General features: G+C 67.5%; 13 protein-coding genes. 10 read left to right on the top strand and 3 right to left on the bottom strand.

Going from position 1 to position 16,149, the window contains the following annotated elements:
* Positions 1 to 60: 60 nt before the first annotated feature.
* A complete protein-coding gene (locus A5775_RS23875) occupies positions 61 to 642 on the bottom strand; it encodes a hypothetical protein (RefSeq protein WP_197512889.1) in 582 nt (193 codons plus the stop codon).
* Between the two features lies 1 nt (position 643).
* Positions 644 to 1,696, bottom strand: a complete 1,053-nt coding sequence (locus A5775_RS23870) for a M23 family metallopeptidase (RefSeq protein WP_082953150.1) — start codon at positions 1,694 to 1,696, stop codon at positions 644 to 646.
* Positions 1,697 to 2,025: 329 nt separating this feature from the next.
* Here A5775_RS23870 and sucC point away from each other — a divergent pair, with 329 nt between their 5' ends.
* The 3 genes from sucC to A5775_RS23855 all read left to right on the top strand — a co-directional run bounded on the left by sucC (position 2,026) and on the right by A5775_RS23855 (position 5,748).
* The gene (sucC, locus tag A5775_RS23865; protein WP_067258190.1) at positions 2,026 to 3,189 is read left to right on the top strand and encodes an ADP-forming succinate--CoA ligase subunit beta; all 1,164 of its coding nucleotides are present in this window, start codon (positions 2,026 to 2,028) and stop codon (positions 3,187 to 3,189) included.
* A gap of 12 nt (positions 3,190 to 3,201) precedes the next feature.
* On the top strand, positions 3,202 to 4,104 hold the full coding sequence (gene sucD / locus A5775_RS23860; protein ID WP_067258186.1) for a succinate--CoA ligase subunit alpha: 903 nt from the start codon (positions 3,202 to 3,204) through the stop codon (positions 4,102 to 4,104).
* Between the two features lie 120 nt (positions 4,105 to 4,224).
* Positions 4,225 to 5,748, top strand: coding sequence for an acetyl-CoA acetyltransferase (locus tag A5775_RS23855; protein ID WP_067258183.1), 1,524 nt, complete (start codon positions 4,225 to 4,227; stop codon positions 5,746 to 5,748).
* 21 nt (positions 5,749 to 5,769) lie between these two features.
* Here the strand turns inward: A5775_RS23855 and A5775_RS23850 are convergent, their stop codons facing one another.
* Entirely contained in the window at positions 5,770 to 6,618 is an 849-nt protein-coding gene (locus tag A5775_RS23850; protein ID WP_067258179.1) for an LLM class F420-dependent oxidoreductase, read from the bottom strand.
* A gap of 253 nt (positions 6,619 to 6,871) precedes the next feature.
* On the opposite strand from A5775_RS23850, the gene A5775_RS23845 reads away from it, so the two are divergent.
* From A5775_RS23845 to A5775_RS23815, 7 genes are all read left to right on the top strand, one after another.
* Complete coding sequence (locus A5775_RS23845; RefSeq protein WP_067258176.1) at positions 6,872 to 7,774, top strand: DUF5336 domain-containing protein; 903 nt, start codon at positions 6,872 to 6,874, stop codon at positions 7,772 to 7,774.
* Positions 7,775 to 7,811: 37 nt separating this feature from the next.
* Positions 7,812 to 9,215, top strand: a complete 1,404-nt coding sequence (locus A5775_RS23840) for a DUF6350 family protein (RefSeq protein ID WP_231995259.1) — start codon at positions 7,812 to 7,814, stop codon at positions 9,213 to 9,215.
* 296 nt (positions 9,216 to 9,511) lie between these two features.
* Positions 9,512 to 10,141 carry a phosphoribosylglycinamide formyltransferase gene (gene purN, locus A5775_RS23835; RefSeq protein ID WP_067258169.1) on the top strand — a complete coding sequence of 210 codons (630 nt, stop codon included), beginning with the start codon at positions 9,512 to 9,514 and terminating at the stop codon, positions 10,139 to 10,141.
* A gap of 13 nt (positions 10,142 to 10,154) precedes the next feature.
* Positions 10,155 to 11,738 (top strand): bifunctional phosphoribosylaminoimidazolecarboxamide formyltransferase/IMP cyclohydrolase, encoded by a 1,584-nt coding sequence (purH, locus tag A5775_RS23830; protein ID WP_067258165.1) that lies wholly within the window; start codon positions 10,155 to 10,157, stop codon positions 11,736 to 11,738.
* 241 nt (positions 11,739 to 11,979) lie between these two features.
* On the top strand, positions 11,980 to 12,549 hold the full coding sequence (locus A5775_RS25760) for an LGFP repeat-containing protein (RefSeq protein ID WP_197512886.1): 570 nt from the start codon (positions 11,980 to 11,982) through the stop codon (positions 12,547 to 12,549).
* 200 nt (positions 12,550 to 12,749) lie between these two features.
* Positions 12,750 to 14,144 (top strand): ATP-binding protein, encoded by a 1,395-nt coding sequence (locus A5775_RS23820; protein ID WP_067258163.1) that lies wholly within the window; start codon positions 12,750 to 12,752, stop codon positions 14,142 to 14,144.
* Entirely contained in the window at positions 14,137 to 16,128 is a 1,992-nt protein-coding gene (locus A5775_RS23815; protein ID WP_067258158.1) for a VWA domain-containing protein, read from the top strand. Before A5775_RS23820 ends, A5775_RS23815 begins: the two co-directional genes overlap by 8 nt.
* Positions 16,129 to 16,149 lie beyond the last annotated feature (21 nt).

Here is a 16,149-nt window from a genome sequence, read left to right as displayed (position 1 = left end):
ACGTGCACTCAGCGCGAAACAATCGCGAAACCTTCGCTGTCAGTGCACGTTCGGCGAAGGTCAGGCTTCCAGCCAGCGTTTGGTCTGCGGCAGCATCACCAGTACCACCGTCGAGATCGGCAACAGCGGCAGCAGGTGCACCACCCACGCGACACGGGCCCCGGCGATGAACACGCCGATGTAGGTGAGGAAAGCGACGAGCGCGCCGGCCAACAGCAGGTAGCGGCTGACCGGCCGCCGCTGCAGCAGCGCGATCACACCCGTCACCGTAGTGGCGCCGAACACCAGGGCGAGAAATGCGACCGCGATGCAGAACAGGCGGTCGGTGCGCCACCAACCGGCGATCAGATCGGTGGCCACCACCGATGTGGCCCACCCGCTGACGATGCTCACCGCGCAGGCGGCCACCGCCGTTCGGTCGCTGGGCTCGAAGGCCGGCACCCCCGCATAACCCGTCCGTCCCGCGCCGGGGCCGCCCCGGTAGGGCGGTGGTGGCGGTGCGAAGTGACTGGTGGGGGCGTCCGGCGTGATGGGGATAGGGCCGGTCGGCGCACGCCGGATGATCCGTGTCCGTGAATCGGAGGGCTCCGCAGTGGACTCGGGTGGACGCGGACCGGAAGGTTGGTCGTTCGGCGCGGTCACCTCAACCAGCGTAGTTGCCGACCATAAGACCACGCTTAGCCAGCCAGGGCACCGGATCGATCCGCTCGGTGCCGCCCTGCAGCACCTCGAAATGCAGGTGCGGGCCAGTGGAATTGCCCCGGTTGCCCATGGTGGCGATCTGGTCGCCGGCCATCACGCGCTCGCCGACGCTGACCAGGGTGGTGTTGATGTGACCGTAGAGCGTGACCGTGCCGTCGGCGTGCCGCAGCTTGACCAACATCCCGTAGCCGCCGGCCGGGCCGGCCTCGACGACGACGCCGTCGGAGACCGCCAGGATCGGTGTGCCGATCGAGTTGGCCAGGTCGATCCCGGCGTGCAGCACGCCCCAGCGGTAACCGAAGTTCGAGGTGAATATCCCCTTGGTCGGCATCACGTAGAGCGGTTGTTGCAATCGCGCCTCGCGCTGAGCGCGGTCGTTGGCGAAGGCGACACCCCTGGCGAGCTCCTGGTTGTGCAGCGCGGCCTTGGCCGCCGGCTCCACGGCGATCACCTGGGGGCCGCGGACGCTGTTGCTGCCCGACCCGCCGGTGAGCGAGGACGCGTTGGCGGTCAGCACCGCGTCAGTCTTGGGGGTGTCGGCGTGGCCGGTAGCCGTATGGGCGGCCGCGGCGGCGGCGCCGGCGGCCATCGCCGAGATCAGCAGGCGGCCCCGGGCCGCGCTGGTCGGCTGCTTGCGGTGCTGCCCGCCGCGCCGGGTGGCGCCGACGACATCGGTGTCACGCGGGTGATCGAGACGCCGCTCGGTGCGGGGCCCGACGGTCACCCGGGGCAGCACCTCGGTAGCGGGTGCGGCCAGCCACCGGGGCCTCAGGTCGTCGGTCTCGTGGAGGTCGTCGAGCTCGGGCGCCAGCAGCACCTGCGCTGCGTTGTCGAACGTCGAGTCGTTGCTGAGGTCCAATCCGGCGTGATCGCTGACGTCGTCATTGGGAACGCTGAAATCAACGTCATCGAAGTAAAACCCGTCGAGCGGGAGGATCTCCGTGACTTCGTTTCGATGGGGTTCCGCGGACCGGGCACCCGCTGCGCGACTCACCCTCAAGACGCCTGTTGACACGGCAGAGGGCCGGGCAAAACGGTGCTGGGACAACGTGAAATGTCCTCGTATCGTGACCATAACGTTATCTGGACCCTAGGAAGGTATCCGCTGACCCGCGGGACTGGCAACCTCGTCGCAGAATCCGGGCCGAATTGTGATTTGGATCACGCGGAGGGTCAATCCACCTCTCGTGAGCTGTGCCACATCGGCGGACGCGGCGGTAAAAGCCATTTCGCGGGTGGATACAGTTCGTCCGTGCGAGTTGCCGGATGCGGAACCGCCCACCAAGAGGCCTAGCAGTTGAGTCGAGCGAAGACAGAGAGTCCATGGACCTTTTCGAGTATCAAGCAAAAGAATTGTTCGCCAAGCACAACGTACCGACTACGCCGGGACGCGTGACCGACACCGCCGAGGGCGCTCGGGAGATCGCCGCCGAGATCGGTCGCCCGGTGATGGTCAAGGCGCAGGTGAAGGTCGGCGGGCGCGGCAAGGCGGGCGGCGTCAAGTACGCGGCGACGCCCGACGACGCCTACGAACACGCCAAGAACATCCTCGGTCTCGACATCAAGGGACACGTCGTCAATAAGCTGCTGGTCGCCGAGGCCAGCGACATCGCCGAGGAGTACTACATCTCCTTCCTGCTCGACCGCGCCAACCGCACCTACCTGGCCATGTGCTCCGTCGAGGGCGGCATGGAAATCGAGGAGGTGGCCGCCACCAAGCCCGAGCGGCTGGCCAAGGTTCCGGTGGACGCCGTCAAGGGTGTCGACCTGGCGACCGCGCGTTCCATCGCCGAGCAGGGCCACCTGCCGGCCGAGGTGCTCGACGCCGCGGCGGTCACCATCAACAAGCTGTGGGAGGTCTTCGTCGCCGAGGACGCCACCCTGGTCGAGGTCAACCCGCTGGTGCGGGATCCGGAAGACCGAATCCTGGCGCTGGACGGCAAGGTCACCCTGGACGCCAACGCCGACTTCCGCCAGCCCGGCCACGCCGAGTTCGAGGACCGCGACGCCACCGACCCGCTGGAACTCAAGGCCAAGGAGCACGACCTCAACTACGTCAAGCTCGACGGCCAGGTCGGCATCATCGGCAACGGTGCGGGCCTGGTGATGTCCACGCTCGACGTCGTCGCCTATGCGGGCGAAAAGCACGACGGGGTCAAGCCGGCCAACTTCCTGGACATCGGCGGTGGCGCGTCGGCCGAGGTGATGGCCGCGGGTCTCGACGTCATCCTGAACGACAAGCAGGTCAAGGCCGTGTTCGTGAACGTGTTCGGGGGCATCACATCGTGCGACGCCGTCGCCAACGGGATCGTGACCGCGCTGAACATGCTCGGTGACGAGGCGAACAAGCCGCTCGTGGTCCGGCTCGACGGCAACAACGTCGACGAAGGCCGGCGCATTCTGGCCCAAGCCAACCACCCGCTGGTGATCCAGGCCGAGACCATGGACGCCGGTGCCGACAAAGCCGCCGAGCTGGCGAACAAGTAAGGGACCCAAGCCATGTCGATCTTTTTGAACAAAGACTCCAAGGTCATCGTCCAGGGCATCACCGGCGGTGAGGGCACCAAGCACACCGCGCTCATGATGAAGGCCGGCACCCAGGTGGTGGGCGGGGTGAACGCCCGCAAGGCGGGCACCACCGTCTCGCACGTGGACCCCGTCGGCAAGGACGTCGAGCTCCCCGTCTTCGGCACCGTCGCGGAAGCGATCAAGGAGACCGGCGCCAACGTGTCGGTCGTGTTCGTGCCGCCGAAGTTCGCCAAGGACGCGATCATCGAGGCCATCGACGCCGAGATCCCGCTGCTGGTCGTCATCACCGAGGGAATTCCGGTGCAGGACAGCGCCTATGCGTGGGCCTATAACGTCGACAAGGGGCAGAAGACGCGCATCATCGGGCCGAACTGTCCCGGCATCATCACCCCAGGCGAGGCGCTGGCCGGCATCACCCCCGCCAACATCAGCGGGCCCGGCCCGGTCGGGCTGGTGTCCAAGTCGGGCACCCTGACCTACCAAATGATGTACGAGCTGCGCGATTTCGGCTTTTCCACCTCGATCGGTATCGGCGGTGACCCGGTGATCGGTACCACCCACATCGACGCCATCGAGGCCTTCGAGAAGGACCCCGACACCAAGGTCATCGTGATGATCGGTGAGATCGGCGGTGACGCCGAAGAGCGCGCGGCCGACTACATCAAGGCCAACGTGTCCAAGCCGGTCGTCGGCTACGTCGCGGGATTCACCGCACCGGAAGGCAAGACGATGGGCCACGCGGGCGCCATCGTGTCCGGCTCGTCGGGCACCGCGGCCGCCAAGAAGGAAGCCTTGGAGGCCGCCGGCGTCAAGGTCGGTAAGACCCCTTCGGAGACTGCGGCGCTGGCCCGGGAGATCCTGCAGAGCCTGTAGTTCGTACCGAGACTGCGGTCAGATCGCGACTTCACTTTGAATGCGCGATCTGGCCGCGGTTTCGTTTTGGTTTCAGGTATCGGTTAGCCTGACGAACTAACAGTTGCCAGGAGGTTTGTAATGCCGGTCGATCCGCGTACTCCGGTGCTCGTCGGCGTCGGCCAGTGCACCGAGCGCATCGACGACCCCGATTATCGGGGCATGTCGGCGGTCGACCTCGCGACGGCGGCCGCGCAGGCGGCTCTTGCTGACACCGGCGGCAGAAGTGTTGCGAAGGCCGTCGACACTGTCTTCGGGCTGCGGCAGTTCGAGATTTCCGGACCGATGCCGGCGACGCTCGGCAAGTCGAACAACTACCCGCGTTCGGTGATGAACCGTCTCGGCGGCGACCCGACCCGTGTGGTGCTCGAACCAGTCGGTGGGCAGGGTCCGCAGAAGCTGGTCACCGAAGCGTGTAACGCGGTCGCCGCGGGCGACGCCGAGGTCGTGCTGATCATGGGCTCGGAGCCCGGGTCGACGGCGCGCTATTTCGCCAATCGTGATGACAAGCCCGACTTCACCGAACACGTTGATGGCCAACTCGAGGATCGCGGCCACCAGATCTTCAGCTATATCGACGAATACACGATCCAGCACGGCCTGACCGGGGCGCCCGTGCAATACGGGCTTATGGAGAACGCCCGCCGCGCCCGCCTTGGGCGCAGCGTGGCCGACTATCGGCGCGAGATGGCCGAACTGTTCGCCCCGATGTCCAAAGTTGCTGCCAAGAACCCGTTTTCGTCATCGCCGGTCGAGCGATCGGTCGACGAGATCGTTACCATCACCGACGACAACCGGATGATCTGTGACCCGTACCCCCGTCTACTCGTTGCCCGCGATCAGGTCAACCAGGGCGCCGCGGCAGTGCTGATGTCAGTGGAGGCCGCATCCCGGCTCGGTGTGGCCGAGGACAAGTGGGTTTATGTGCACGGACACTCGGACATGGTCGAGCAGGCGATGCTTGATCGCGTCGACCTCGGCGCCAGCCCGGCGGCGGTCCATGCCGCCCGAGAAGCGTTGCGGGTGGCCGGAATCGGCGTCGACGACATCGCCACCTTCGATCTGTACAGCTGCTTCCCATTCCCGGTGTTCGTCATTTGTGAAGCCCTGGGCATCGACGGCGACGACCCGCGCGGGCTGACCTTGACCGGCGGATTACCGTACTTCGGCGGTCCCGGAAACAGCTACTCGCTGCACGGTATCGCCGAGACGGTCGCGCAGATGCGGGACAGGCCAGGGCAATTCGGCCTCGTCGGCGCCAACGGCGGCATTATGAGCAAGTACTCGGTCGGTATCTATTCGACCACGCCGGTGGACTGGCGCACCGATAACTGCGCGGAACTAAAGAAGGAGATCGACGCGCTGCCGAAGGTCGACGTCACGAAAACGCCCGACGGCGCGGCGGCGATCGAGACGTACTCCGTGCGCTACGACTGGCCGACCCGCACCGGCATCATCGTCGGCCGGCTCGTCGCGGACAACACGCGATTCATGGCCACAACCGATGACGACGACCTCGTCGCATTGATGTGCGACGGCGATCCACTCGGTGCGGAGATCTTCGTGTGGTCGACCGACAACGGTAACCGGGCGTCGCTGGGCTAGACCCGTGGGATTCGCGCGGGCTCAGACCAGGGCGGCCAGTTTGCCGGCGAGCCGCTCGACGTAGGCGGCGACCTCAGCCTCCGGCTTATCCGGCAGGCCGAACAGGACCTCGGTCACCCCGAGCTCGGCCCACTTGGCGAGCTTCTCGGGAATCGGCTTGAAGTCGAGAGCCACGATCTGCGGAGCGCCGTCGCGGCCGGCGGCCGCCCAGGTGTCCTGCAGCAATTTGACCGGTTCGTCGATGTCGAAGTCGCGCGGAGTGGTGATCCAGCCGTCGGCGCTGCGCGCGATCCACTTGAAGTTCTTTTCGGTGCCCGCGGCGCCGACTAACACCGGGATGTGCGGCTGCACCGGCTTGGGCCAGGCCCAGCTGGGACCGAACTTGACGAACTCGCCGTCGTATTCGGCTTCTTCCTCGGTCCACAGCGCCCGCATCGCTTCGAGGTATTCACGCAGCATGGTGCGCCGCCGCCCCGGGGGCACGTTGTGGTCGGCGAGTTCGTCGGTGTTCCAACCGAACCCGACGCCCAGGCTGACGCGGCCGCCGGAGAGGTGGTCAAGGGTGGCAATACTTTTCGCCAACGTGATCGGGTCGTGTTCGACCGGCAGCGCCACCGCGGTGGACAGCCGCACCCGCGACGTGACGGCGCAGGCCGCGCCCAGGCTCACCCACGGGTCCAGCGTGCGCATGTAGCGGTCGTCGGGCAGCGACGCGTCACCGGTTGTCGGGTGCGCCGCCTCCCGCTTGATCGGGATATGCGTGTGTTCTGGCACGTAGAAGGTTTGAAAGCCGTGGTCGTCGGCAAGCTTCGCGGCCGTCGCCGGAGAGATGCCACGGTCGCTGGTAAAAAGCACAAGCCCGTAATCCATGCAGAGAATTAGAACGTGTTCTACCTCTGCTGAGCAAGCTCTGGTGATACGGACCGTCTCGCCGGAGGTTCGCGGTACCGCCCCCGCGGGCCCCGCCGTGCAAACCAGTGGCAGCGGCACCGGTTACCGCACGTGCGCTAGCGTGGGTGATCGACCGCGTCGCACCGCAGTGACGCGCCTGCAAGCACAGCGTCGCATCGCCACCGTGGCGCCCGCTCGGCACTTAAAGGCACTGGAAGCAACAGGAGGAGCAATGACCTACTCTCCCGGTAGCCCCGGATACCCACCGGCGCAGCCCGGCGGCACCTACGCAGGCGCCACACCCTCGTTCGCCAAAGAAGACGACGGTAAGAGCAAGCTTCCGCTGTACCTGAACATCGCGGTGGTGGTGCTCGGCTTCGTGGCCTACCTCCTCAGCTTCGGGCCCACTTTCACCATCAGCGCCGACCTCGGACCGGGCATTGGTGGTCGCGCCGGCGATGCGGGCACCGCGGTCGTGGTTGCCCTGCTGGCCGCGCTGCTCGCCGGGGTGAGCCTGCTGCCGAAGGCCAAGAGCTACGTCGGCGTTGTCGCAGTCATCGCGGTGCTGGGTGCGCTGCTGGCCATCACCGAGACGATCAACCTGCCCGCCGGTTTCGCGATCGGCTGGGCGATGTGGCCCCTGGTGGCGGCCGTCGTGCTGCAGGCGATCGCCGCAGTCGTCATCGTGTTGCTGGACTCCGGGGTGATCACGGCGCCGACGCCGCGCCCCAAGTACGACCCTTACTCGCAATACGGCCAGTACGGGCAATACGGGCAGTACGGTCAACAGCCCTACTACGGTCAGCCGGGCGGCCAGCAGCATGGCGGCCAGCAGGGGTACGGATCGCAATACGGCGGTGGTTATGGGCCGAGCGGGTCGCCGACCCAGAGCGGCGTTCCGACCGGCGGTTTCGGCGCCCAGCCCTCGCCGCAGTCGGGGCAGCAGCCGTCGGCGCAGAACCAGGGCTCGTCGACACCCCCCACCGGCTTCCCCAGCTTCAGCCCGCCACCTAACGTCGGCGGCGGATCGGATGCGGGTCCGGCGACCAGCAACTACTCCGAGCAGGCCGGCGGCCAATCCTTCGGCCAGGAGCAGCAATCGCCGTCATCGCCGTCTGGGCCAGCGCCGGCCTAACGTGCGCTATCGCGCCTAGTCGGGGACGTGCCCAAGAGTGACACGGCTAGAGGACAACCGGGCAGTGGGCGCTCGCCAGGCGCGTGACCTTGTCAGGGTCGCGTTCGCCCCGGCCGGGGTGGCGTTGGTCATCATCGCCGCGGTCACGCTGATCCAACTGCTGATCGCCAACAGCGATATGACCGGCGCGCTGGGCGCGATCGCCAGCATGTGGCTGGGCGTGCACCAGGTGCCGATCTCGATCGGTGGCCGCGAACTGGGTGTGATGCCGCTGCTGCCCGCGCTGCTCATGGTGTGGGCCACCGCGCGCGGTACGGCGCGGGCCATCTCGCCCCACTCGTCGTGGCTCGTCGTTCGGTGGGTGGTCGCCTCGGCGCTGGGCGGCCCGTTGCTGATGACGGCGATCGCCCTGGCGGTCATCCACGACGCGTCTTCGGTGATCACCGAGCTGCAAACACCGAGCGCGCTGCGGGCGTTCCTCAGCGTGCTCGTGGTCCACGCCGCCGGCGCCGGGATCGGTGTGTGGTCCCGGGTGGCGCCGCGCGCGCTGGCGGCGTCGTCGCTCCCCTATTGGCTGGGCGATTCGCTGCGCGCCACGACCGCCGGCCTGCTGGCGTTGCTCGGGCTCTCCGGGTTCGTGACGGCCGGGTCGCTGATCGTGCATTGGTCGACCATGCAGGATCTCTACGGCATCACCGATTCGATCTTCGGCGAGTTCAGCCTCACCCTGCTGTCAATGCTGTACGCGCCCAACGTGATTGTGGGTGCCGCGGCCGTCGCCGTCGGATCCAGCGCTCATATCGGTTTCGCGACGTTCAGTGCGTTTACCGTGTTCGGCGGCGACATCCCGGCCTTGCCGGTGTTGGCCGCGATCCCCAGGCCGCCGCTGGGGCCGGTGTGGGTTGCGCTGCTCATCATCGGTGCGTCGTCGGGCGTGGCGGTCGGGCAGCAATGCGCGCGGCGTGCGCTGCCGCCGGCCGCCGCGATGGTCAAGCTGCTGGTCGCCTCGGTCGCCGGGGCCTTGGTGATGTCGCTGCTCGCCTACGCCGGAAGCGGCCAGCTGGGTAACTTCGGCCATGTCGGGGTGGACCAGGGCGCATTGCTCCTCGGTGTCTTCTTCTGGTTCGCGGTGATTGGCGGGATCACCGTGGTGATGAGCGGGGGGATCAGGCCTCGTCCCAGACGACTGCGGGCGAAACCCGCGCCCGCCGCGCCGGTTGAGGAAACGGCCGATTTCGCCGATGTTTTCGACGAACGGGCGGCGGAGGAGGACGTCGTCGAGCCTTCTGCGCCCGACGGTGAGCCAGGGGGAGGCGAGACGGAGCCTCCCGCGGCGGAGCGCGATCCCGGGGATGAGGAGACGGAGCCTCCCGCGGCGGAGCGCGATCCCGGGGTAGGCGAGACGGAGCCTCCCGCGGCCAAGCGCGATCCGGAGGAATAGGCAAGTTGCCCACCTCTGAGCGACAACGGCGGTGTGGGAGCGCGATCGTCGGGAGGTTGTCGCTCAGAGGCGGGCAATTGCCCTATCGACCAGTCTGTCGGCGGCTCGACGCCGCCCGCTGAGCCGATTGTCGGGCTCCTGCGCGCGCCCGTGGGGGCGCGCATCGTCGCCCACCGGGTCATTGTCGGGCTCCTGTGCGCGCCCGTGGGGGCGCGCATCGTCGCCCACCGGGTCATTGTCGGGCTCCTGCGCGCGCCCGTGGGGGCGCGCATCGTCGCCCGACTAGGCTCGCCGATGTGGTCGAGCCCCTCCATGTGCCCCCCAACGCGTCGGCGCGGGTAGTGGTACTGGCCTCGGGCACCGGATCACTGCTGAACTCCCTGATCGCCGCCGCCGGCGCGGACTATCCGGCCCGGATCGTCGCCGTCGGCGCCGACCGCGACTGCCTGGCCACCGAGATCGCCGCGGCCGCGTCCCTGCCGACGTTCACGGTCCGGCTCGGCGATCACGCCGACCGCGACGCCTGGGATGCGGCGATCACCGAGGCCACCGCCGCCCACTCACCCGATTTGGTGGTTTCGGCGGGATTCATGAAAATACTTGGACCGCAGTTTCTTTCACGATTTCACGGGCGCGTCATCAACACCCACCCGGCGTTGCTGCCGGCGTTCCCGGGTGCGCACGGGGTTGCCGACGCGCTGGCCTACGGTGTGAAGATCACAGGCTGTACGGTGCACCTGGTGGACGCCGGGACGGACACCGGGCCGATATTGGCGCAGCAATCCGTTCCGGTGCTCGACGGCGACAACGAAGAGACTCTGCATGAACGCATCAAGGTCACCGAACGCAAGCTGCTGGCGGACGTGGTGGCCGCGATCGCAACCGGCGGGCTGACCCTGGTCGGGAGAAAAGCGACGATCGGATGAAAGGCGACAACGGATGAGCACCGACGACTGGCGGGAGAACGCCAAAAGGCCGATCCGCCGCGCCTTGATCAGCGTGTACGACAAGACCGGGCTCATCGACCTGGCCCAGGGGCTCGCCGCGGCGGGCGTCGAGATCGTCTCGACCGGATCCACCGCGAAGAACATTGCCGAGAAAGGCATTCCGGTGACCCGGGTCGAGGAGCTGACCGGTTTTCCCGAAGTGCTCGACGGCCGGGTCAAGACCCTGCACCCGCGCGTGCATGCGGGCCTGCTGGCGGACCTTCGCAAACCTGAGCACGCCGCGGCGCTCGAGCAGCTCGGCATCGCGGCCTTCGAACTCGTCGTCGTCAACCTGTATCCGTTCAGCGAGACCGTCGACTCCGGCGCCAGCATCGACGAATGCGTCGAACAGATCGACATCGGTGGCCCGTCGATGGTGCGCGCCGCCGCGAAGAACCATCCCAGCGTCGCGGTGATCACCGACCCCCAGGGCTATGACGGGGTGCTCGCCGCCGTCCGGCACGGCGGATTTACCCTCGCCGAGCGCAAAAGGCTGGCATCGCTGGCGTTTCGGCACACCGCCGAATACGACATCGCGGTCGCAAGCTGGATGGAGTCAACCCTGGCCCCTGAACATCCGCCCACCGCCTTCCCGAAGTGGCTGGGCCGCAGCTGGAGCCGCTCGGCGATGCTGCGCTACGGCGAGAACCCGCACCAGCAGGCGGCGCTCTACAGCGACCCGAGCGCGTGGCCGGGCCTGGCGCAGGCCGAGCAGCTGCACGGAAAAGAGATGTCCTACAACAACTTCACCGACGCGGACGCGGCCTGGCGGGCCGCCTTCGACCACGAACAGAAATGCGTGGCAATCATCAAGCACGCCAACCCATGTGGGATCGCGATCTCATCGGTATCGGTCGCGGACGCGCATCGCAAGGCCCACGAATGCGATCCGCTGAGCGCGTTCGGCGGAGTGATCGCGGCCAACACCGAGGTCAGCCTTGAGATGGCCGAATACGTCAGCACCATCTTCACCGAAGTCATCGTCGCGCCGGTCTACGAGCCGGCCGCCCTGGACGTCCTGACGCGCAAGAAGAACATCCGGGTGCTGATCGCCTCCGAGCCGCTGACCGGTGGCACCGAACTGCGCCCAGTCAGTGGCGGACTTCTGGTGCAGCAACGCGACGAGCTTGACGCGCACGGGGATAACCCGGCGAATTGGACCCTGGCCACGGGGTCACCCGCCGATCCGGCGACGCTGGCGGACCTGGTTTTCGCCTGGCGCGTGTGTCGCGCCGTCAAATCGAATGCGATCGTGATCGCGGACGGCGGCGCCACCATCGGCGTCGGCATGGGTCAGGTGAACCGCGTCGACGCCGCGCGGCTGGCCGTCGAACGTGGCGGGGATCGCGTGCGCGGCGCGGTCGCGGCCTCGGATGCGTTCTTCCCGTTCCCCGACGGGCTCGAGACACTGACCGATGCCGGAGTGAAGGCGATCGTGCACCCCGGCGGATCGGTGCGTGACGACGAGGTGACGGCGGCCGCCGCCAACGCCGGCATCACGCTGTACCTCACCGGGGCGCGCCACTTCGCCCACTAGTTTTCTCCTGGCTATGCGCTGATATCGGTGTGACCTGGACGCTGCCCAGAGTTCTAGCGGCGAGCGGCCCACTCCGTGATGGGGGTCACAAAAGACGTCCGTCCTCAGTACGATGCGTTCGGGGAGGACCCGACGGCCCCTGCGCACTCACTATCTTTCCCTTCGGGCGGCCGAGGATCGACCTACCTTCCCCTTTTCGATAGGCGGACGGCGGGTCCCGTCCAATCTAGAGAGGAATGAGATGCGCGAGATTACGAAACGAACAGCGGCTTTCTCCGTTGCGCTTGCGGGGTTCGCGCTGATTGGTGGCGGGTGCAGCAAGGCGAACAACGCGGGCCCAACAACCAGTCCTGCCGGCTCTTCGGCGACGTCCTCGGCAACCGCGGGGACATCCGCAAACACGGCGCCATCGGAGAGCACGAGCGCGAGCGGTGCCCCGAGTTCAACGCAGATCAACGGCGCCAACGGCACCCCCTACGTGGTCGAGGGACCGATCTTGGCGAAGTACAACGCCCTTGACGACAAGGCGCGTAAGGACCTAGGTGCACCGACTGGCAACGAGCAGAAGAACCCGGATGGCGGTGTCTACCAGCAATTCGACGGCGGTGTGATCGTTTACAAGACCCAGGCCTACGTCGTGTGGGGCAAGATTCGCGACAAATGGAACCAGCTCGGCGGGTCGCAGGGCCAGCTGGGATATCCGACCAGCGACGAGGTGGACACCCCCGACGGCTTGAAGAAGTCGACATTCGAGCATGGCACCATCACCTGGAAACCCGGGGACGCCGAGGCCACCGTCACGAACGGTTAATCCGTCCGGGCCCGCCGCCGCGGAGCGGTGGGCTCAAGGATCCAGCACGAAGGCCGGGCACTGTGCGCGATGCCCGGCCTTCGCCTGCACGGGCCCTCGGCGGCACGAGCGGCTGACGGCCGAAGGCGGAGTGCGCGTGTCAATACGCGTGAAGTGAACGCCCTTCGCATGACCCGTCTGAGCGCGCGTCGTAGCGTGGAGTGGTGACGTCACCGAACAACCTGCCCCGCACCGTCGGCGAACTGCGTGCCGCCGGTCACCGTGAACGGGGAGTCAAGCAGGAAATCCGCGAAAATCTGCTGACCGCGCTGGCCGATGGGCCGGACGCCGCCACCATCTGGCCCGGCATCCTGGGATTCGACGACACCGTCTTGCCCCAGCTCGAGCGGGCCCTGATCGCGGGACACGACTTCGTCCTGCTCGGCGAACGCGGCCAGGGCAAAACCCGACTGCTGCGCGCGCTGGTCGGATTGCTTGACGAGTGGACGCCGGTGATCGCCGGGGCGGAACTGGGTGAGCATCCCTTCTCGCCGATCACCCCGGAGTCGATCCGCAAGGCCGCCACCCTGGGCGACGACCTGCCGGTCGAATGGAAGCACCGCAGCGAGCGCTACACCGAAAAGCTCGCCACCCCCGACACCAGCGTCGCCGACCTGGTGGGCGACGTCGACCCGATCAAGGTCGCCGAGGGTCGCAGCCTGGGGGACCCGGAAACCATCGCCTACGGGCTGATTCCGCGCGCGCACCGTGGCATCGTCGCGGTCAACGAACTTCCCGACCTCGCCGAGCGCATCCAGGTGTCGATGCTCAACGTGATGGAGGAACGCGACATCCAGGTCCGCGGCTACACGCTGCGCCTGCCGCTGGACGTCTTGGTGGTCGCCAGCGCCAACCCCGAGGACTACACCAACCGGGGACGCATCATCACCCCGCTCAAAGACCGCTTCGGCGCGGAGATCCGGACCCACTACCCGCTGGAGCTCGAGGCCGAGGTCGGGGTGATCGCGCAGGAAGCACACCTGTCGGCCCAGGTGCCCGACTACCTCATGCACATCATCGCCCGGTTCGCCCGCTACCTGCGGGAGTCGAATTCCGTCGATCAGCGCTCCGGGGTGTCGGCGCGGTTCGCCATCGCCGCCGCCGAGACCGTCGCGGCCGCCGCCCGCCATCGCGGCGCGATCCTGGGGGAGACCGATCCCGTGGCGCGGGTGGTCGATCTGGGCACCGTGATCGACGTCCTGCGCGGCAAACTGGAATTCGAGTCCGGCGAGGAGGGCCGCGAACAGGCGGTGCTCGAACATCTGCTGCGCCGGGCGACCGCGGACACCGCGTCGCGGGTGCTGGGCGGCATCGACGTCGGTTCGCTGGTGTCCGCGGTCGAGGGCGGTTCCGCGGTGACGACGGGCGAACGGGTGTCGGCCAAGGACGTGCTGGCCGCGGTGCCCAGCCTGCCGGTGGTGGACAAGATCGCGGACAAGCTCGGCGCGCGGTCGGAGGGTGAGCGCGCCGCCGCGCTGGAATTGGCGCTCGAGGCTCTGTATCTGGCCAAGCGCATCGACAAGGTGTCCGAGGAAGGACAAACCGTCTATGGCTGACCCTTTCAAAGGGCACTCTCTACGTTACTCGGCGTACACCGGCGGGCCGGACCCGCTGGCGCCGCCGGTGGATCTGCGCGAGGCGCTCGAACAGATCGGCCAGGACGTCATGGCCGGCACATCGCCGCGCCGCGCGCTCTCCGAGCTGCTGCGCCGCGGCACCAAGAACATGCCCGGCGCGGACCGGATGGCGGCCGAGGCCAACAAGCGACGACGGGAATTGTTGCGGCGCAACAACTTAGACGGAACCCTGCAGGAGATCAAGAAGCTGCTTGACGAGGCGGTGCTGGCCGAACGCAAGGAGTTGGCCCGCGCGCTCGACGACGACGCCCGCTTCGGCGAACTCCAGCTGGACGCGCTGCCGGCATCGCCGGCCAAGGCCGTCCAGGAGCTCTCCGAGTACAACTGGCGCAGCGGCGAGGCCCGTCAAAAATATGACCAGATCAAGGATCTGCTCGGCCGCGAGATGTTGGACCAACGCTTCGCGGGCATGAAGCAGGCGCTTGAGGGCGCCACCGACGAGGACCGTCAGCGCGTCAATGACATGCTGAACGACCTCAACGATCTGCTGGACAAGCATGCCCGCGGCGAGGACACCCCAGAAGACTTCGAAAAGTTCATGGACTCCCACGGCGAGTTCTTTCCGGAGAGCCCCCGCAACGTCGACGAGCTGCTGGACTCGCTGGCCAAGCGTGCCGCCGCGGCGCAGCGCTTCCGCAACAGCCTGAGTGCCGAGCAGCGCGCGGAGCTAGATGCCTTGGCGCAGCAGGCATTCGGCTCACCGGCTCTGATGGAATCGCTGAATCGGCTCGACGCGCACCTGCAGGCGGCGCGGCCGGGCGAGGACTGGAGCGGGTCCGAACAGTTCTCCGGTGACAACCCGTTCGGCATGGGCGAGGGCACCCAGGCGCTGTCCGACATCGCCGAGCTCGAGCAACTGGCCGAGCAGCTCTCGCAGAGCTATCCGGGCGCCTCCATGGATGACGTCGACCTGGACGCGCTGGCACGCCAGCTCGGTGACGAGGCGGCCGTCGACGCCCGCACGCTTGCCGAACTGGAACGCGCACTGGTCAATCAGGGCTTTTTGGACCGCGGCTCCGACGGCCAATGGCGGCTGTCGCCGAAAGCCATGCGCAGGCTGGGCGAGACGGCGCTGCGCGATGTGGCACAACAACTTTCCGGACGGCGCGGTGAGCGCGACCATCGGCGCGCCGGGGCGGCCGGTGAGCTCACCGGCGCCACCCGGCCCTGGCAGTTCGGTGACACCGAACCGTGGAACATCTCCCGCACGCTGACTAACGCCGTTCTGCGGCAGGCGGGTACGGCCACGCTCGATGGACCGGACGCCCGGTTGAAGATCTCCGTCGACGACGTCGAGGTTTCCGAGACCGAGACCCGTACGCAATCTGCGGTCGCGCTGCTGGTCGACACGTCGTTTTCCATGGTGATGGAGAACCGCTGGCTGCCCATGAAGCAAACGGCGCTGGCCCTCAACCACCTGGTGTGCACGCGTTTCCGCTCGGATGCCTTGCAGATCATCGCCTTTGGCCGCTACGCCCGGACGGTGACCGCCGCCGAGCTTACGGGTCTCGAGGGGGTGTACGAGCAGGGCACCAACCTGCACCACGCGCTGGCCCTGGCGGGCCGCCATCTGCGCCGCCACCCCAACGCCCAGCCCGTCGTGTTGGTGGTGACCGACGGTGAGCCGACCGCCCACCTGGAGGACTTCGACGGCGACGGCACGACGGTGTTCTTTGACTACCCGCCGCATCCGCGGACCATCGCCCACACCGTGCGCGGCTTCGACGAAATGGCGCGCCTCGGTGCGCAAATCACGATCTTCCGGCTGGGCAGCGACCCCGGCCTGGCACGGTTCATCGACCAGGTCGCCCGGCGCGTCGAGGGACGCGTCGTGGTCCCCGACCTCGACGGGCTCGGCGCGGCCGTCGTCGGCGACTACCTACGATCCCGCCGCCGGCGGTAGCGCTCGGCGTGCGACGGAAGG

The organism is Mycobacterium sp. 852002-10029_SCH5224772 (assembly GCF_001667315.1).
Classification (GTDB): Bacteria; Actinomycetota; Actinomycetes; order Mycobacteriales; family Mycobacteriaceae; genus Mycobacterium.
The sequence above is the reverse complement of the archived record's forward strand: the minus strand, read 5'-3'. Positions and strand labels throughout refer to the sequence as shown.